Annotated in this window: 16 protein-coding genes; 11 read left to right on the top strand and 5 right to left on the bottom strand. The window is 42.4% G+C overall.

The features are described from left to right. Window positions 1-2 precede the first annotated feature (2 nt). The 3 genes from F0227_RS01260 to F0227_RS01270 all read right to left on the bottom strand — a co-directional run bounded on the left by F0227_RS01260 (window position 3) and on the right by F0227_RS01270 (window position 3,773). Window positions 3-1,115 carry an ABC transporter permease gene (locus F0227_RS01260; protein ID WP_171751343.1) on the bottom strand — a complete coding sequence of 371 codons (1,113 nt, stop codon included), beginning with the start codon at window positions 1,113-1,115 and terminating at the stop codon, window positions 3-5. Further along, window positions 1,112-2,683, bottom strand: a complete 1,572-nt coding sequence (locus tag F0227_RS01265) for an ATP-binding cassette domain-containing protein (RefSeq protein ID WP_171751344.1) — start codon at window positions 2,681-2,683, stop codon at window positions 1,112-1,114. The genes F0227_RS01260 and F0227_RS01265 overlap by 4 nt, the downstream gene beginning before the upstream one ends. A 91-nt stretch (window positions 2,684-2,774) precedes the next feature. After that, window positions 2,775-3,773, bottom strand: a complete 999-nt coding sequence (locus F0227_RS01270; RefSeq protein ID WP_171751345.1) for a BMP family ABC transporter substrate-binding protein — start codon at window positions 3,771-3,773, stop codon at window positions 2,775-2,777. A 378-nt stretch (window positions 3,774-4,151) separates the two neighbouring features. Here F0227_RS01270 and F0227_RS01275 point away from each other — a divergent pair, with 378 nt between their 5' ends. The 8 genes from F0227_RS01275 to deoD all read left to right on the top strand — a co-directional run bounded on the left by F0227_RS01275 (window position 4,152) and on the right by deoD (window position 11,456). Next, the gene (locus F0227_RS01275) at window positions 4,152-4,289 is read left to right on the top strand and encodes a DUF5363 family protein (RefSeq protein ID WP_171751346.1); all 138 of its coding nucleotides are present in this window, start codon (window positions 4,152-4,154) and stop codon (window positions 4,287-4,289) included. Then, window positions 4,279-5,079, top strand: coding sequence for a TatD family hydrolase (locus F0227_RS01280; protein WP_171751347.1), 801 nt, complete (start codon window positions 4,279-4,281; stop codon window positions 5,077-5,079). The genes F0227_RS01275 and F0227_RS01280 overlap by 11 nt, the downstream gene beginning before the upstream one ends. Before the next feature lie 202 nt (window positions 5,080-5,281). Continuing rightward, complete coding sequence (locus F0227_RS01285; protein ID WP_171751348.1) at window positions 5,282-6,550, top strand: NupC/NupG family nucleoside CNT transporter; 1,269 nt, start codon at window positions 5,282-5,284, stop codon at window positions 6,548-6,550. Between the two features lie 222 nt (window positions 6,551-6,772). Then, window positions 6,773-6,943 carry a DUF1427 family protein gene (locus F0227_RS01290; protein ID WP_171751349.1) on the top strand — a complete coding sequence of 57 codons (171 nt, stop codon included), beginning with the start codon at window positions 6,773-6,775 and terminating at the stop codon, window positions 6,941-6,943. A 282-nt stretch (window positions 6,944-7,225) separates the two neighbouring features. Continuing rightward, window positions 7,226-8,002: a deoxyribose-phosphate aldolase gene (gene deoC / locus F0227_RS01295; protein ID WP_171751350.1), complete on the top strand. Its 777-nt coding sequence runs from the start codon at window positions 7,226-7,228 to the stop codon at window positions 8,000-8,002. 83 nt (window positions 8,003-8,085) lie between these two features. Then, window positions 8,086-9,417: a thymidine phosphorylase gene (deoA, locus tag F0227_RS01300; RefSeq protein WP_171751351.1), complete on the top strand. Its 1,332-nt coding sequence runs from the start codon at window positions 8,086-8,088 to the stop codon at window positions 9,415-9,417. A 21-nt stretch (window positions 9,418-9,438) separates the two neighbouring features. Continuing rightward, complete coding sequence (gene deoB, locus F0227_RS01305) at window positions 9,439-10,659, top strand: phosphopentomutase (RefSeq protein ID WP_171751352.1); 1,221 nt, start codon at window positions 9,439-9,441, stop codon at window positions 10,657-10,659. A gap of 80 nt (window positions 10,660-10,739) precedes the next feature. Further along, a complete protein-coding gene (gene deoD, locus F0227_RS01310; RefSeq protein ID WP_171751353.1) occupies window positions 10,740-11,456 on the top strand; it encodes a purine-nucleoside phosphorylase in 717 nt (238 codons plus the stop codon). 113 nt (window positions 11,457-11,569) lie between these two features. Here deoD and F0227_RS01315 read toward each other — a convergent pair whose 3' ends face one another. After that, on the bottom strand, window positions 11,570-12,184 hold the full coding sequence (locus F0227_RS01315) for an AhpA/YtjB family protein (RefSeq protein ID WP_171751452.1): 615 nt from the start codon (window positions 12,182-12,184) through the stop codon (window positions 11,570-11,572). 106 nt (window positions 12,185-12,290) lie between these two features. On the opposite strand from F0227_RS01315, the gene serB reads away from it, so the two are divergent. After that, window positions 12,291-13,241 (top strand): phosphoserine phosphatase, encoded by a 951-nt coding sequence (gene serB, locus F0227_RS01320; protein WP_171751453.1) that lies wholly within the window; start codon window positions 12,291-12,293, stop codon window positions 13,239-13,241. Window positions 13,242-13,272: 31 nt separating this feature from the next. On the opposite strand, the gene F0227_RS01325 is transcribed toward serB, so the two are convergent. Next, on the bottom strand, window positions 13,273-15,621 hold the full coding sequence (locus tag F0227_RS01325; protein ID WP_171751354.1) for a PilZ domain-containing protein: 2,349 nt from the start codon (window positions 15,619-15,621) through the stop codon (window positions 13,273-13,275). A gap of 109 nt (window positions 15,622-15,730) precedes the next feature. On the opposite strand from F0227_RS01325, the gene radA reads away from it, so the two are divergent. Both radA and fusA read left to right on the top strand, forming a co-directional pair. Beyond that, window positions 15,731-17,110: a DNA repair protein RadA gene (gene radA / locus F0227_RS01330; protein ID WP_171751355.1), complete on the top strand. Its 1,380-nt coding sequence runs from the start codon at window positions 15,731-15,733 to the stop codon at window positions 17,108-17,110. Between the two features lie 238 nt (window positions 17,111-17,348). Beyond that, window positions 17,349-19,436: an elongation factor G gene (gene fusA / locus F0227_RS01335; RefSeq protein WP_171751356.1), complete on the top strand. Its 2,088-nt coding sequence runs from the start codon at window positions 17,349-17,351 to the stop codon at window positions 19,434-19,436. The last annotated feature ends 144 nt before the right edge of the window (window positions 19,437-19,580 follow it).

The following is a 19,580-nucleotide window of genomic DNA, read 5'->3' on the forward strand; positions in this document are numbered from 1 at the left end:
GATTAGGCCGCTCCATTTTCAGTTTTAGCGAACAACTTAATGTAGGTACGCTCAAGAGATGGTCTAAACATATGCTCTAGTGCACCAGAGAATAAGATAACTAAACCTTGTAATACCACGACGATGTTTCTATCTACACCATATTCGAAGCTCAATTCGGCACCACCTTGATAAAGGAAGCCAAACAGCAAACTTGCCAGCAATACCCCAATTGGATGGTTTCGACCCATCAAGGCTACCGCAATACCAGTAAAGCCAAATCCTTCAACAAAGTTGAGTTTTATCTGGTGCAGCTCGCCTTGCAGTACGTTAAGGCCAAAGAAGCCCGCAAGCATACCGGAGATGAGCATAGTAATAACGACAATCTTAATGTAGTTAATACCGGCGTAACCTGCAGCCGATGGATTAGAACCTACAGAACGAATTTCATATCCCCAGCGAGAGTGCCAAATAAATAGCCATACAAACACACAGCATACTAAAGAGAAGAAGAAACTGAGGTTTAGCGGGCTTGGAGCCATTTCGATACCAAATACCGCCAGTATCTCGTGCATCTTAGGTAGCCAGCTACTTACGGCAAATACACGGCTTTCTGTTGCCATGGTATTTTCAGGTTTTAGAACGTCAACCAGCAAATACGCCATTAAAGAGGCGGCGATAAAGTTGAACATAATGGTGGTGATTACAATATGTGAACCACGTTTGGCCTGAAGATAAGCTGGAATAAACGCCCAAGCTGCACCAAATAGACCACCTGCTAGAATGGCAAATGGGAAAACAATATACCAAGGTGCATACTCACCCAGTGTCAAACAGATTAAACCTACGCCTAATCCACCAATATAAGCTTGACCTTCACCACCGATGTTAAATAAACCGGCGTGGAATGCAACAGAAACGGCAAGACCAGTAAAGACAAAACCGGTAGCATAGTAAAGTGTATAACCAAAGCCTTCAGCATAGCCAAATGCCCCCGTCCACATGACTTTAGCCGCATCAATTGGGCTAATGTCTATATAGATAAACAGTAGGGCGGAAACCAAGAACGCAACTAAAACGTTAATGGCAGGTAGCAGTGCAACGGTTACCCAAGCAGGAACTTTTACCTGACTCATGATACTTCTCCTTGGGGTTCTTGGTTTTCTTTTAGATGCTCAGGAACGATGTTTGCCATCATTAGACCCAGCGTCTTCTCATCGGCTTGCTCTGCACTGACTTCACCCACAATAGACCCGTCAAAAACAACGATAATTCTATCGGCTAGGCTAAGAATTTCATCCAGCTCTACAGAGACTAATAGAACCGCTTTGCCTTCATCTCTACTGGCAATGATCTGCTGGTGGATATACTCAATGGCACCGATATCAACCCCACGTGTTGGTTGACCTACAAGCAGTACATTTGGGTTTTCTTCCATTTCACGAGCAATAACAAGTTTTTGCTGATTACCACCAGAGAAGTTGGCTGTTTTTAAATGCACATCATTAGGGCGAACATCCCACTTATCCATGCTCGTTTGACAGTGCTCTTCAATAGCGGCTTTATCTTGCAATAAGCCTTTATTGTATTTCGGCAAATTGTGATAACCAAGAATGTAGGCTTCTTGAGCCTCAAACTTATTAATCAAACCCTGTTTATGTCGATCTTCAGGAATGTGACCAACACCAATTGCACGGACTTGTTGAGGATCTTTAGGGCTCTCCGCCGTAAGAGTGTGATTATTTAATGAGATTGAACCTGACTTAGGTTTCAAAATACCAGATAGCAATCCGAGAATTTCAGATTGACCATTGCCCGAAACCCCGGCGATACCAACAATTTCCCCTTCACGTACAGAGAAACTGATCTCTTTGACGCGTTGTACTCCTGCATCATCAAAGTAGCTAAGCTTCTCGACTTGAATGAGTTCTTTCTTAGGATTGGCCGGTTGTTTTTCAACTTTTAGCCGAACTTTACGTCCCACCATTAGTTCGGCCAACTGCTCTTGGTCCGTTTCGGCGGTGACGACGTGCTCTACCATGCCACCTTGGCGCATGACAGAGATATTGTCTGTAATGGCTAATACTTCACGCAGCTTATGCGTGATGATCATGACAGTAGTGCCTTGCTCGCGTAGCTTATTTAAAATGCTAAAGAGATGGTCTGCTTCTTGAGGCGTTAGTACCCCGGTAGGCTCATCCAAAATGAGAATTTTAGCATCGCGATATAAGGCTTTAAGAATTTCGACACGTTGCTGCAAGCCTACTGGAAGCTCTCCAACAATCGCATCTAAAGGAACATCAAGACCGTAATCTTTTTCGATCTGGATAAGTTTCTTTCGTGCTGAACTCAAACTATCTTGTAGCTTCCAGCCATTTTCTGCACCAAGGACTATATTTTCGATAACAGTAAAGTTTTCAACCAACATAAAGTGTTGGTGAACCATACCGATACCCGCTGCAATCGCTTCTTGCGAATTTGATGGTTTGTAGTCTTTATTGTTTACCAGCATTGATCCATTGTCGGCATGATAAAAGCCGTAGATGATGCTCATTAACGTGGATTTACCAGCACCATTTTCACCAATGATACCGTGAATTGTGCCTGCGGGAACTCTCAAATCAATGGCTTTATTGGCATGTACTGCACCAAAGCGTTTATCGATCTGTTTGAGCTCAATGGCGTAATTTGGAGTTTGAGTCACGAGATATACCTGAACTTCAATGTTACAAAATAATACGCCGCTGATACTGAAAGCAGCGGCGCAAAGATCACTGAACTACCAGTAACATAAATTAGTAGTTACAAGTGTTATCAGACATGTAGTCATGAACTTTGATCTTGCCGGAGATGATGTCCGCTTCCAAAGCTGCTACATATGTCTTCATTTCAGGAGTAATTAGGCTAGCGTTGTTGTCATCAAGAGCCCAAGCTACACCGCCTTCTTTAAGACCAAGAACTTTGATACCAGGAGCCCATGAACCGTCCATGCTTTCAGTCCAAGTATTCTTCGCTGCAACACCAACACGTTTAACCATTGACGTTAGCATGGTGCCAGGTTGTAAGTGGTTTTGGTTAGCATCAACACCGATAGCCAGTTTACCTGCGTCTTTTGCCGCTTGATAAACACCCATACCTGTACCACCAGCAGCGGCATAGACTACGTCTGCACCTTGAGAGAACTGAGATTTAGCAAGCTCAGAACCTTTTGCTGGGTCAGCAAATGCTGCAGGCGTTGAACCTGTCATGTTTTGTAATACAGTTGCGTCAGAGTTTGCGTACTTAGCGCCTTGCTCGTAACCACACTGGAACTTACGAATCAGTGGAATATCCATACCACCGATGAAGCCAACAGTACCTGTTTTAGATGCTTTAGCGGCAAGAGCACCCACTAGGAATGAACCTTCGTGCTCTTTAAACACGATAGATTGCACGTTTGGCTTATCTACTACCATATCGATGATAGTAAATTGAATGTCTGGGAACTCAGTTGCCACTTTTTCAACAGCAGAAGCCATGTTAAAACCAACAGCAACGATAGGGCTGAAACCACGGCTTGCTAGACGACGAAGACCTTGCTCACGCTGTGCTTCATTTTGTGGTTCAAATTCACGTACTTTTACGCCTTTTTCTGACTCAAGTACTTTTACACCATTCTGATAAACAGCTTCGTTAAAAGATTTGTCGAATTTACCAGCTGTATCATAAATAACGGCTGGCTTAGGTGCAGCGAAAACACTGAATGAAGAAACAGCGAGTGCTAATGCAGATAGCTTAAGAGTAGTCTTTTTCACTTTATAATCCCTATTTTGTAATCCAATTAAGTAACAGCCTACGTTATATAAACAAGTCTGTTAAAAAAATTAGCGATTTTTTTTGCTTTAGTATAATTCGATAAAGAATTCAGCTTTATCGATTGCTTATGTAAGAACGCGTAAACAACAAGTAATTTTATCGTTTGCTCAGCGAAAAAAAAAGCGATTAGCTCACAGCGAATAAGGGTAAATGGGCGGAAAATCGCCAACTAGATCACGGTGTGTTAAACAAAAGTGTTGATGTTAAGCTAATTTTGTTGAACTAAGTCTAGTTTTTACAAGTGGGTCACACTTAGCATTCATTTATTTTTATAAGAAATAAGTTGGTATTCATTTAGATTATTAGAGGTGATTTGTATGAGAATTAAGATAAAGAAGATGTTGCAGCGTTATGATCAGTGGTGTAAGTCGATGGGGTTAACTCCGGAACAAAAACGTAGCTGTGTGCCGATAAAAAAAGATCCAGTAATAAAGAAGAAAGAGGATGAGAAGTAATTTGAAAGCCCGATTAATTGATAGCCACTGCCATCTGGATTTTCCTCAGTTTGAAGGTGATTTAGCCGCTGTTATCGCTCAGGCACAAGATAAAGGGGTGGAAAAGTTTGTCGTTCCAGCGTGTGGCACATTTAATTGGCAAAAAGTGGTTGCTATTAGTCAGCAATATGACGCGGTTTACTACGCATTAGGTCTGCATCCTTACTTTATGGATAAACACAGTGAAAGCGATATCCAACTGCTAGATGCTCAATTAGCAGAAAGGTCAGATAAATGTGTTGCGGTTGGTGAATGTGGTTTGGATTTTTTTGTTGAACAGCAGGTAAAAGGGCAACAGCAGCAAATTGAGCTCTTGGCTATGCAACTTATGTTGGCTAACAAGCATCACTTACCCGTGATATTACATTGTCGAAAGGCACAACAAACAATGGTGAAGCTGCTTAAACAGGCAAATTTAACCACCGGAGGGGTTATTCACGGCTTTTCTGGCAGTTATCAAGAGGCAATGGACTATATCAAGCTTGGCTATTACATTGGAGTTGGGAGCACGATCACATATTTGCGTGCAAAGAAAACCCGACAAACCATTTCAAAGTTGCCATTACGTTATTTAGTGCTCGAAACCGATGCGCCAGATATGCCTTTAAACGGCTATCAAGGGCAAAAAAATCGGCCAGAAAGAGTTGCAGAAGTGTTAAATGAGCTGATCTTGTTGCGAAGTGAATCTGAGCAAACGGTTGCAGAACAGGTTTTTGAAAATAGCAAGACAGTGTTTACGAATTGTGAATAAAAACAAAACAAAATGTTTGCTTTATGAACAAAATCTAGTGTAAATGCGATTGCCTTCACAAAAACTAATGAATCAACATACTTGGTACTACAAAAGTGTGATTTGTATATTACTTTCTATTGGTGGGTCTGAGTATAATCGCTCCCGCTTTATAGCTCCATTTTGTTACACGCCATTTAACTATATAAGGAAGTCATAAACCATGAGCCTGTTTATGAGCCTAGTCGGTATGGTTGTACTGATTGCAATCGCAGTACTACTATCTGACAACCGCAAAGCAATTAATTTAAGAACTGTTGGAGGCGCTTTCGCTATCCAATTTATCCTTGGTGCATTCGTTCTTTACGTACCTTGGGGTCGTGATTTACTAGGTGGTTTCTCTAGCGGTGTAGCTAGCGTAATCGACTTTGGTAAAAGTGGTACTAGTTTCCTATTTGGTAACCTAGTTAGCTTTTCTGTAGATGGTCTTGGTTTCATTTTCGCATTCCAAGTTCTACCTACATTAATCTTCTTCTCATCTCTAATCTCTGTGCTTTACTACATCGGTGCGATGCAGTGGGTAATCAAGATTCTTGGTGGTGCACTAGAGAAAGCTCTTGGTACTTCACAAGCTGAATCAATGTCAGCAGCAGCTAACATTTTTGTAGGTCAAACTGAAGCACCTTTAGTGGTTCGTCCGTTTGTACCTAAAATGACACAGTCTGAGCTGTTCGCTGTAATGTGTGGTGGTCTAGCATCAGTAGCTGGTGGTGTTCTTGCAGGTTATGCATCTATGGGTGTTCCTCTAGAGTACCTTGTAGCGGCATCATTCATGGCTGCACCTGGTGGTCTATTGTTCGCTAAAATCATCAAGCCTGAAACTGAAGAGTTCCTAGACAACATCGATGCTGACATCGATGGTGATGACAAACCTGCTAACGTAATCGATGCTGCGGCTGGTGGTGCGTCTGCTGGTATGCAACTTGCTCTAAACGTTGGTGCAATGCTTATCGCATTCATCGGCCTTATCGCTCTAATCAACGGTATGCTTGGTGGCATCGGTGGTTGGGTTGGTATGCCTGAGCTAAGCCTTGAGCTAATCCTTGGTTATGTATTCTCTCCACTAGCATTCCTAATCGGTGTGCCATGGGAAGAAGCAACTCTTGCTGGTTCATTCATCGGTCAAAAACTGATTGTGAACGAATTCGTAGCATACTTAAACTTCGTACCATACGTTGGTGAAACAGCACAAGTTGTTGAAGCAACTGGTCAAGTAATGTCTACTAAGACTACGGCAATTATCTCATTCGCACTATGTGGTTTCGCAAACCTTTCTTCTATTGCGATTCTACTTGGTGGTCTAGGTGGTATTGCACCTGGACGTCGTCACGATATCGCTCGCATGGGTGTTAAAGCTGTTGCCGCTGGTACGCTTTCTAACCTAATGGCTGCAACTATCGCTGGCTTCTGCATCAGTCTTGCAGCAATGTAATTACTGATTAAGAAAGAAAGAGTAAACACCGTAACAAGAAATTGTTGCGGTGTTTTTTCGTTTTTAAGCTTTAATTAGATTAAATGCGAAGGTGTAAACGAATAATTTTCAATAACCAAGTGACTTTTTGAGATACAAACCGTTTGCTTGAAAAGTCGATGGTGTCACATTTTTCGTTTATACCTATAATATAAACAATCTAGATAAGTTGGAGATATAACGATGAATGAAGTTATCCTCGCAACAATTGCTGGTTTTGCTGTTGGTGTGCTGTTTTCAGCGATTAAGTTACCAATACCTGCACCCCCTGTATTACCCGGAGTAATGGGTATCGTTGGTGTGTATCTTGGTGGGGTAGCGTACCAATGGATAATTGAACGATTTTTTAGTTAGCTCAAACCGCAAACTGGATTAGATGCTAAGCATCAAGATTTAGACACCGCAATCATTGATGATTGTTGTGCCAACGACCTAATCAGCTTATCGCTATTGAGTCGAAATTATATTGGTACTGTGCGGTGACAAGGATTGCAATTGGTATTTTTAGATACTGAGTCTTCAAGGAACCAAGTCCGTTCATTTCGTAACTGAAATCATTAAGCCTGATGTCATGATTATCAGATGAACAGTTAGTGATTTTGGAAAACAAATTGAATTTATTGATCGGAGATAGAAATGAGCGATTTAAAAGCAGCAGCTCTACGTGCACTTAAACTAATGGATTTAACGACGTTAAATGATGATGACACTGATGAAAAAGTGATCTCTCTTTGTCATGACGCAAAAACAGCAGTAGGTAACACTGCTGCTATCTGTATTTACCCACGATTTATTCCTATCGCTAAGAAAACGCTTCGCGAGCAAGGAACACCAGAAGTTCGTATCGCAACAGTAACTAACTTCCCACACGGTAACGATGATATTGATATCGCAGTAGCTGAAACCAACGCTGCTATCGCTTATGGTGCAGATGAAGTTGATGTGGTTTTCCCATACCGCACGCTTATTGCTGGTGATGAAAAAACAGGTTTCGAGCTTGTAAAACAAGTTAAACAAGCTTGTGGCGATACACTTCTTAAAGTGATTATCGAAACCGGTGAACTAAAAGAAGAAGCGCTAATTAAGCGTGCATCTGAGCTATCAATTGAAGCCGGTGCTGATTTCATTAAAACATCAACAGGTAAAGTACCTGTAAACGCGACACCAGAAGCAGCAGAAATTATGCTGAAGGTTATTCGTGATATGGGCGTTGCTAAAACAGTCGGCTTTAAGCCTGCTGGTGGCGTTCGTACTGCTGAAGATGCCGCTCAGTTCTTAGCTATGGCTGACGACATTCTTGGTGGTGACTGGGCAGACAACATGCACTACCGTTTTGGTGCATCTAGCCTACTAACTAACTTACTAAACACATTAGAAGTAACAGACGAAACTGCAGACCCAGCAGCATACTAATTCGTACTGACTAAGATGGAACCATACTAGGTTCCATCTTCATTTTGCCCTTCATAAATGAATCAACATCGGGAGAAATTCTAATGTTTTTACCTCAAGAAATTATTCGTAGAAAACGTGACGGTGAAGTCCTAACCTCTGAAGAGATCAACTTCTTTATTCAGGGTGTTGCTAAAGAAACCGTATCAGAAGGCCAGATTGCAGCATTCGCAATGGCGATTTTCTTTAATGAAATGACTATGCCAGAGCGTATTGCTCTTACGTGTGCAATGCGTGATTCTGGGATGGTTATTGATTGGGACCATATGAACTTTGATGGTCCAATTGTCGATAAACACTCTACAGGTGGTGTCGGGGATGTTACCTCATTAATGCTTGGTCCTATGGTGGCGGCATGTGGTGGTTTTGTTCCTATGATCTCTGGTCGTGGTCTTGGTCATACTGGTGGCACTCTAGATAAGTTAGAGTCGATCCCAGGTTATAACATTACACCGACAAATGATGTGTTTGGTAATGTAACTAAAGAAGCTGGCGTCGCGATTATTGGTCAAACGGGTGATTTAGCTCCAGCAGACAAACGCGTTTATGCCACAAGAGATATTACCGCGACAGTAGACAACATCTCGTTGATTACTGCTTCTATCCTGTCTAAGAAATTAGCGGCTGGCCTTCAGTCTCTCGTTATGGATGTAAAAGTAGGTTCTGGTGCATTTATGCCAACTTACGAAGCGTCTGAAGAGTTAGCGAGATCGATTGTTGCCGTGGCGAATGGAGCAGGAACCAAAACGACTGCTATTCTTACTGACATGAATCAGGTGTTGGCTTCTTCAGCGGGTAATGCTCTTGAAGTTAAAGAAGCGGTTCGTTTCTTAACCGGTGAATACCGTAACCCTCGTCTATTTGAAGTGACGATGGCATCATGTGCCGAGATGTTGGTGCTAGGTAATCTTGCTAAAGATTCAACAGAAGCAAGAGCGAAACTGCAAGCTGTATTGGATAATGGTGCGGCGGCAGAGAAGTTCGGTAAGATGGTTGCTGGCTTAGGTGGCCCGGCTGATTTTGTCGAAAATTACCAAAACTATCTAGATCAAGCTGAAATTGTGAAACCAGTATATGCTAAAGAGAGCGGTACTGTTTCTGCAATGGATACCCGAGCAATCGGCATGGCTGTTGTTGGAATGGGTGGTGGCCGTCGTGTCGCAACAGATAGCATTGATTATGCCGTTGGTTTCGAGAGCTTTATTCGTCTTGGTGAAATTGCCGATGACAACAAGCCTTTAGCGGTTATTCATGCTCGAAGTGAGCAACAATGGCAAGAAGCTGCGGATGCACTTCAACAAGCGATTACCGTTGGAAGTGATGAATATATAGCAACCCCAGATGTTTACCGCCAAATTCGTGCGGAAGATGTGTAACAGCATCTGATGGAGAATATGATGAAAAGATCGATTATTTTAGTTTTAGATTCATTCGGTATCGGTGCTTCAGCTGATGCAGATAAGTTTGGTGATGTAGGCTCTGACACATTAGGCCACATTGCTGAGCATTGTGCTAATGGCCTAGCCGATAACGAAATTCGTAAAGGCCCATTAACGCTACCTAACCTCTCTAAGCTTGGTTTAGGGCTTGCAGCAAAAGAGTCTACAGGTTCATTCCCTAAAGGGTTAGATGAAGATGCAGAGATTATTGGTGCTTATGGTCATGCTGCGGAAATCTCTTCAGGTAAAGATACTCCGTCAGGTCACTGGGAAATTGCCGGTGTTCCTGTGTTATTTGAGTGGGGCTACTTCACCGATAAGACCAACAGTTTTCCTAAGGAGCTATTAGACCGTATTGTTAAGCGTGCTAATCTTCCGGGTTATTTGGGCAATTGCCATGCGTCAGGTACTCAAGTTTTAGATGACTTGGGTGAAGAGCATATGACAACAGGTAAGCCGATTTTTTATACCTCTGCTGACTCTGTGTTTCAGATCGCTTGTCATGAAGAAACATACGGCTTAGATAATCTATTAGAGCTGTGCCAAATTGCCAGAGAAGAGCTAGAAGACTATAACATTGGTCGTGTCATTGCTCGTCCATTTATTGGGCCAAAAGCCGGTGAGTTTGCACGTACTGGTAACCGTCGTGATCTATCTGTAGAGCCACCAGCAGCCACTGTTCTACAAAAATTGGTTGATGAAAAAGGCGGAGATGTTATCTCTATCGGTAAAATTGCCGATATCTATGCCAACTGTGGTATCACTAAGAAAGTGAAAAAAACGGGCTTAGAAGATCTGTTTAATGCCACGTTAGAGCAAGTGAAAGAAGCTGGCGATAACACCATTGTGTTTACCAACTTTGTTGATTTTGACTCTGCTTATGGTCACCGTCGTGATGTTGCAGGTTATGCTGCGGCACTAGAGTATTTCGATAGCCGTATCCCTGAACTTTTGGCTATTTTGAAAGAAGATGATGTTGTGATTATGACAGCAGACCACGGTTGTGATCCAACATGGCCTGGTACCGATCATACTCGTGAGCATATCCCTGTATTAGTATACGGTGAGAAAGTTGCGCCAGGATCATTAGGTCTACGCACTTCATTTGCTGATATCGGTCAAAGCTTAGCTGAATACTTTGGCACATCCGATATGGATTATGGTAAAAACTTTTTGTAATGAATAACCGCATCAGGCTGTCTGATAAGTTGGCCGCCTGATGTGATTGAACGTTTAATCAAATTTTAAAGGATAAATTGATGGCAACTCCACACATTAATGCTGAAATGGGCGCGTTTGCTGACGTTGTTTTAATGCCGGGTGACCCGCTACGTGCAAAATATATTGCTGAAACATTTCTTGATGATGTTGTTCAAGTGTGTGATGTAAGAAACATGTACGGTTATACGGGTACGTATAAAGGCCGTAAGATTTCTGTTATGGGTCATGGTATGGGTATCCCATCATGCTCAATCTATGTTACAGAGCTTATTAAAGACTTTGGTGTTAAGAAAATTATTCGTGTTGGTAGCTGTGGTGCGGTTAGCGAAGATATCAAAGTACGCGACGTTGTAATCGGTATGGGCGCAAGTACTGACTCTAAAGTGAACCGTATTCGCTTTAAAGGTCATGATTTTGCTGCTATCGCTGACTATAAAATGGTGAAGGCTGCAGAAGAAGCGGCAAAAGCTCGTGGTATCGATGTAAAAGTAGGTAACCTATTCTCAGCTGAGCTTTTCTACACGCCAGATCCAGAAATGTTCGACGTAATGGACAAGTACGGCATCGTTGGTGTTGAAATGGAAGCGGCTGGCATCTACGGTGTTGCTGCTGAATACGGTGCAAAAGCGCTTGCTATCTGTACTGTATCTGACCACATTAAAACAGGCGACCAAACCACTTCTGAAGAGCGTGCAACTACGTTCAACGAAATGATGGTAATCGCTCTAGACTCAGTTCTTCTGGGCGACGAGTAATCGTCTCTTTTGCCGTTATTGTCTGAACATTAGACAGTAGCCAAAATAAAAAACCTCGCTAATCGTTATTAGTGAGGTTTTTTTATATCTGAGGTGATTTTGTCCGGTTGCTATTACGATTTACTTTTTAACTTATTTAGCAGCAGATTATCGCCTTTGGTTTTGGGCTTACGTTTTAAAATGAGAGTGATCAACATACCACTGATAAAGCCCATCACGATCATGATGTACATATAGCGATCGCTTTTACGGTAATGATGATCAGAAATAGCAGTCACCATTCCTTTCTCGAAAGTGATTCGGACATAGCCAATCAATCTGTCACTATCCAAAATAGGTTCAACCAGCTGTAACCTGCCGATACTTGCGGTTTCCAATGGCGTATCTAAGCCCAATATTTCTCTGGCGGATTTCGCGTCAGCACTGGATGCCAGTTTCACTCCTTCGGAGTTATAAATGGTGGCATCGAACACGAGTCTCTCTTTTGCCAGTTGATCCGTAAGAGTTAATAACCTTTCTTGTTCACTATTGGCAATCATATTGCTCGCAGAAAGAGCCGCTTGAGTGACCAAGACCTTAGTGAGAGTTTCTAATTGTCGAGATTGTATCTGTTCATTGCCTTTACTAATGAGCACACTGTTTTGTGCGGTATATATAAACATAAGCACCAAAGCGATGATGGCGATGACTTTTATAAACAATCGAAGGGAGAACAGAGATGTTTTCATAGGCATTTAACTGTATTAGGCTCTTTTTTTAAGCTTTGAACATATTGGCGCTTGCCTTTTGAAATTGCAATAGGGTAACGTTCTTATAATGACAAAAATGATAGGCATGGACGCGGTAGATATGTTGCAGATAGAAAAAAGTGCAGAATTGAAAGAACGTTTTCCGATAACTCGGTTTTCTTCAAAGGAAGTAAGTGGTGATGGTCAGTGGATTGTCTTTTCTTCTTCTTTAACATCAACTCAGTTTGAAGAGCTCGATTTTAAGTTGGGAGAATACACGCCAATTTTGGATGTATGGAAAGTGGGTTCGTATGATGTGGCGTTAATGCCGGGAAGACTAACCAGCAAGCATCAAACGATTCTTAACAGCATGAATATCGATTATGCTGAAGTCGCGGATATTCCTGACTTATCTAAACCGGGATTGATTGTGTTTGATATGGATTCAACGGTTATCCAAATTGAGTGCATTGATGAAATAGCCAAACTTGCTGGTGTAGGTGAGCTGGTATCTGAGATAACTGAGCGTGCAATGCAAGGTGAGTTGGATTTTGAGCAGAGCTTGAGACAAAGAGTCGCGGCTTTAAAAGGAGCGGATGAGGCGATTTTGCAGCAAGTTAGGTTAACCCTGCCGTTGATGCCTGATTTGAAGTTACTGATTGCTTCATTAAAACATTATGGTTGGAAGACTGCGATTGCATCCGGTGGTTTTACCTATTTTTCAGACTACCTTAAAGAGACATTAGAGCTGGATTATGCTCAGTCGAATGTACTGGATATTGCCGACGGTCGACTTACAGGGAATGTTGTCGGAGAGGTTGTTAGCGCGAATAGCAAAGCTGAGATTTTAGAAAAGTTAGCCAAAGAGTATGCCATTGACATGGGCAATACCGTTGCAGTTGGAGATGGCGCCAATGATCTTATTATGATGGGAGTGGCTGGGTTAGGGGTGGCGTACCATGCCAAACCTAAGGTCGAGCAACAAGCTCAAGTTGCAGTGAGGTATGCCGGCTTAGGTGGCGTTCTGTGTGCGCTTTCTGTTTCTATTATGAAATGATTATTGTGAAGTGATAATCACGGCTGATTGATCAGGTTAACTCTAACCTGATCAATACCTCTTCTGATACATCGATAAATTCACCGAAGCCAATAATAGAAGCAAACTCTTTTTCTAATGACTTAGTTTGATGAAAAGAGCCACTGGCGAGTTTACTGAGCTTCTTGCTTAAAATTTTTGTTATTGAGTTTTCTACCGGGATACCTGAAAGTCGTAGTGAATAAAACTCTCCCAGCTGTTTTGACTTTTTAATAAATCGAATTCTTTCCTGCAGATTAGCAAATTCACCTTCAAGCTTGGTATGAATCGTTTCCACTTCGCCAAACTGGTTCTTGATCACGGCAATGTAAATGTCGTTGTAAGTGATATTTAAAGGGGTAATTGGCCGCAGTGGGTCTTTCAATAAGCGGGCGCTGCGTTTTTTAAACACACTTTCTAAAGAGAAGTGATTCTTCTTGGTCTGATCTTGGAACAGTTTCAAGTAGGGAGCTAATGGGTAGTTAACGCCAATGGCGATAGGCTGAAGAATTTTATCTACTTTTGAAACATAGTATGGCGTGCTGACTAGTCGCGTCAGAATAGACTCATAAATGATGTTCAGCATCTCTTCACTTGGCAGTAACTCATCGATAGCGTTCAATTTGTTTTTATTATGGGATATCAATTTTTTCAAAAAGTGAATGGTACGGCTGGTTTTGCTGCTGTCTTCTACTGCTAAGTGAATATTTAAACCATCTGGGCTGATACAAACAATGTTATAAGGTACTTGAGTTAATGGTGCCTTTTCATCGTAAAATTGTAGCTCTTTGAAACTGATTTTTGCCAGATTGCCAATTTTAGATATAAGAGGGGTGTTCAGTTTTACAAACAGGCCTTGTGAAGAAAAGTTGATTGTCGTGCCTGAAATAACAGCGTTTCCTTCGGACTCAAAATTGATCGGGGATTGAAATAGGAATCGTTGCTCTTTGCGGCGAGAAATTGCATCAAAATAGATGCCTTTTGGATTGCCTGTAATTTTTCTTGGATGTCTAAATTTATTTAGAACACTGGTATCGAGATCGGGTTTAGCGGTGAGTTGATAGTCTCTTTTTGAACTGGCATTTGAGATCTCTTGTAACACCCCTAAGTGAGTTATCGGGTTCTTTTCAAGATCGATACCTTCACCATAGTTGGCGAACTTTGCTTTCTCTTCATAGTTGAGTTCAAACATATGAATACGATAGACTTTCCAGCTGCAACGTCTGGCCGCAGTATGCCAAAACAGCTGTCGTTCTTGACGTGTCGCTTCTGGCAACATCATTGAATAATGTAACGTTTTCCCTTGGTGTTCATGGGTAAACGCATAAATAACGTTACTCGAGTTTCTCACCCCTGATTTAGCAAGTTCAGACATACGTTGTGGACTGAACAGTGCACCAAATCCTTGTTGAAATCGTTCATCGTGCCAGTAGCGCCAAGTATCATGGTTATGATTATTTAATAAGGCATATTTGAGTTCGCTACCACAAAAGAGCAGCGGTAGGTTCGGCGTGTGCTTTATATAAGTATGCTCATAACCGTGAGTGCGAGCTTGAAGAATCTTATCTTGATTATCGTGGCTTGCTTTCTTGCTTGAGCTATCTAGAGAGACTTCTATCGCGCGAGCGATAACATCTGTATCGGTCAACCGTAAAGCACGTAACCAACGAATGCTTTCATTTTCTTGGCACTCATCAATACCAATGACGCGATAATCGATTCGGTTATTTAGTTCTGCAATGTCTGTCTCTTGTTCCAGTTCAGTAAAATGCGCTTGAATGACGGCACCCAGGCTGTACTCAAAAGCGGTGGGAACTTTTAACTTAACACCAGAATTGGAAAGGTCGACGCTGGTTGCATGAATGAGATGACCGTCTGGGAGCTCAATGGTAACTTGGGTTGATAGCTTAAGGCGTTTTTCCTGCCGGTGCAGGATCATACCTAGTTTGATGGTCTCTACAGCAAAAGGGCTTTCGGGAGCATCAGAATTAGGGTGATGAGCGGCTTTTTCATTTTGATGCATCACTCGGAAGTTGTTGCGAGTATTGACCATCGCTTCGTAGACACCTTCCGTGTAGCCACCAAAACGTTTTATTTTCTTATGATAAGAGTTAATGGCAACATCATCTAGCCAGTGGATTCTGCCATCGAGCTTATACTCCCTACATTCGCCTTGAACTCTGCCACGTAAGTCTATGGACTTAGTGCATGGAGCCATCAGTCTATTCAGCTCCATTTTTGCGATCACTTTGGCAGAGGGAGGCGCGTCTTCAGTCAACTGACCTAAAACGAGATCGAAATCCGGGGCTCCATATACTGGAATCAGTTTTTCAACGAGTGAGAGTAATTCAGATTGCTGCATATTTTTGATAGAGTTCTGCTAAAGTATCGTCCCTTACGCATTATATCGGCCGTGCTGCTGATTTGTTTAATAGTATAACTCGATAATAATAGGTATTTCTTGAGGTTGTATGGCAAAAGTTAAAAGAGCTTATGTTTGTAACGATTGTGGCGCGGATTTCCCTCGCTGGCAAGGGCAGTGTAATGCTTGTGGTGCATGGAACACCATCACTGAAGTGCGTATGGCCGCTTCACCACAAGTTGCAAGGAATGAAAGGCTTGCGGGTTATGCCGGTTCGGCAACAGAGTCCAGTGTACAAGTTTTATCCGAAATTAATTTACAAGAAGTTCCCCGATTTTCTAGTAGTTTTCAAGAATTAGATCGAGTTCTCGGGGGGGGGATTGTACCTGGAGCGGCAATCTTGATTGGTGGTAGTCCCGGTGCTGGTAAGTCGACATTATTGCTGCAAACAATGTGTCGCTTATCTGCTGATATGCCAACCCTTTACGTCACTGGTGAAGAGTCATTGCAACAAGTGGCAATGCGAGCTTCTCGATTGGGTTTACCCAAAGACCATTTGAAGATGTTGTCAGAAACAAATGTCGATAAAATCTGCCAGATTGCTGAGAAAGAGCAACCTAGAATCATGGTAATCGATTCCATTCAGGTGATGCATGTGGCTGATGTTCAATCGTCGCCGGGTAGCGTTGCTCAGGTTAGAGAGTCTGCAACAACGTTAACTCGCTACGCTAAGCAGAATAATGTTGCGGTTTTCATTGTTGGTCATGTTACCAAAGATGGAACTCTGGCAGGGCCTAAGGTTCTGGAACATATTATTGATTGTTCCGTATTACTTGATGGTGGAACAGATAGCCGCTTTCGTACTCTTCGCAGCCATAAAAACCGATTTGGCGCGGTGAACGAGTTGGGTGTGTTTGCTATGACGGGGCAAGGACTGAAAGAGGTTACTAACCCTTCAGCTATTTTTCTTTCTCGTGGAGAAGAAGAAACCGCGGGCAGCTCTGTAATGGTGGTCTGGGAAGGGACACGTCCGCTATTGGTAGAGATTCAAGCATTGGTTGATTATTCTCAGTTAGCGAACCCAAGGCGTGTTGCGGTTGGACTTGAACAGAATCGATTATCACTCCTGCTGGCTGTATTACATAAACATGGTGGTCTGCAAATGGCGGATCAGGACGTTTTTGTTAATGTAGTGGGAGGCGTAAAGGTGACTGAAACCAGTGCTGATCTTGCGTTGGTTATGGCATTACTATCCAGCTTTAAAGATAGACCGCTGGCAAAAGACGTGGTGGTCTTCGGTGAGGTTGGATTGGCGGGGGAGATTCGTCCTGTGCCTAGTGGGCAAGAGCGATTGATGGAGGCTTATAAACATGGCTTTAAGCGAGCAATCGTTCCATCCGCAAACCTGCCTAAAGGAGGGATTGCCGGCATGCAAATACACGGTGTTAAGAAATTATCAGAGGCATTAGAAGCGTTTGATGAGCTTTAATTGATTAAAAACCAGATGGATGTCGTGTATACTGCCGACCAAAACGTTGTCCTAGGCAACAAAAAAGTTAAAATAGCGTAAATTTTTGCGCTAAAATCTATTAATTACTTACGCCGAATTTCACTGCGTGGTAGGATAAAAAACTTTTTTATTACATATAAGCTCGCAAGGGTATCAGTCCTGTTGGATTGTGATATACTCTGCGCGCATTTTTATACCTTATTAACAGAGTAAGACAATGACTGACTTATCAAAATACAGAAATATTGGTATTTTCGCGCACGTTGATGCGGGTAAAACTACTACAACTGAACGTATCCTTAAACTGACTGGTCAAATTCACAAGACTGGTGAAGTTCATGATGGTGAATCTACTACAGACTTCATGGATCAGGAAGCTGAGCGTGGTATTACCATTCAGTCAGCAGCAGTAAGCTGTTTCTGGAACGATCATCGTCTAAACGTTATCGATACTCCTGGACACGTTGACTTTACAGTAGAAGTATATCGTTCTCTGAAAGTTCTTGACGGTGGTGTTGGTGTATTCTGTGGTTCTGGTGGCGTTGAGCCTCAGTCAGAAACTAACTGGCGTTACGCGAACGAATCAGAAGTATCTCGTCTGATCTTCGTAAACAAATTAGACCGTGTTGGTGCTGATTTCTTCAACGTTGTAGACCAAGTGAAAAAAGTTCTTGGTGCAAACCCACTTGTTATGACACTTCCTATCGGTCGTGAAGATAACTTCGTTGGTGTTGTAGATATCCTAACTCGTCAAGCTTTCGTTTGGGATGACACTGGTCTTCCAGAAAACTTCGAAATTAAAGAAGTTCCTGCTGACATGGTTGATGATGTTGAAGCATACCGTGAAGAAATGATCGAAACTGCTGTAGAGCAAGACGACGATCTAATGGAAGCTTACATGGAAGGTGAAGAACCTTCTATCGAAGACATCAAACGTTGTATCCGTAAAGGTACTCGTGATCTTGCGTTCTTCCCAACATACTGTGGTTCTGCATTTAAGAACAAAGGCGTACAGCTAGTTCTTGATGCTGTTGTAGATTACCTACCAGCACCAACAGAAGTTGATCCTCAGCCTCTAACTGATAAAGATACAGGTGAAGCGACTGGTGAAGTTGCAACTGTATCTGCTGATGAGCCACTACGTGCTCTAGCATTTAAGATCATGGATGACCGCTTTGGTGCGCTTACATTTATCCGTATCTACTCTGGTGTAATGAACAAGGGTGACACTATCCTTAACGCTGCAACAGGTAAAACAGAGCGTATCGGCCGTATGGTTGAGATGCAAGCTGATGAGCGTAACGAACTAACATCTGCACAAGCGGGTGATATCATCGCTGTTGTAGGTATGAAGAACGTTCAAACTGGTCACACTCTATGTGATCCTAAGCATGAATGTACTCTTGAGCCAATGATCTTCCCAGATCCAGTAATCTCAATCGCTGTTGCACCTAAAGATAAAGGTTCTACAGAGAAAATGGGTATTGCTATCGGTAAGATGGTTGCAGAAGATCCATCATTCCAAGTTGAGACTGATGAAGATTCAGGCGAAACTATCTTGAAAGGTATGGGTGAACTTCACCTAGATATCAAAGTTGATATCCTTAAGCGTACTTACGGTGTTGACCTAACAGTTGGTGCTCCTCAAGTTGCTTACCGTGAAACAATCACTCAAGCAATTGAAGATAGCTACACGCATAAGAAACAGTCTGGTGGTTCTGGTCAGTTCGGTAAAATTGATTACCGTATCAAGCCTGGTGAGCCTAACTCTGGTTTCACGTTCTCTTCAACAGTTGTTGGTGGTAACGTACCTAAAGAGTTCTGGCCTGCAGTTGAGAAAGGTTTTGCATCTATGATGGAAAACGGTGTTCTTGCTGGCTTCCCAACGTTAGACGTTGAAGTTGAACTATTTGATGGTGGCTTCCACGCAGTGGATTCATCTGCAATCGCATTTGAAATCGCAGCAAAAGGCGCATTCCGTCAAACTATGCCTAAAGCTGGCGCACAACTTCTTGAGCCTATCATGAACGTTGATGTGTTCACTCCAGAAGATCACGTTGGTGATGTTATCGGTGACCTTAACCGTCGTCGTGGTATGATCAAAGACCAACAAGCTGGCGCTACTGGTGTTCGTATTAAAGCTGACGTTCCTCTATCAGAAATGTTTGGCTACATCGGTCACCTACGTACAATTACTTCTGGCCGTGGTCAATTCTCAATGGAATTTGCTCACTATGCACCGTGTCCAATGAACGTTGCTGAAGCAGTAATTGCAAAAGTTAAAGAAGAGAAAGAGAAGAAGTAATTCTTTTTATCTGATTAAACTTAAAAACCCGAAAGTGAAAACTTTCGGGTTTTTTGTTTATGTACTCAGATGATTCTAAACTCTACTATCCTATTCAGAAGCCAAGTGATCTTGCCGAACAGACAATTCTAGGTGTTTTAGTTA

The sequence above is a fragment of the Vibrio sp. 99-8-1 genome, from assembly GCF_013114595.1.
GTDB lineage: Bacteria > Pseudomonadota > Gammaproteobacteria > Enterobacterales > Vibrionaceae > Vibrio.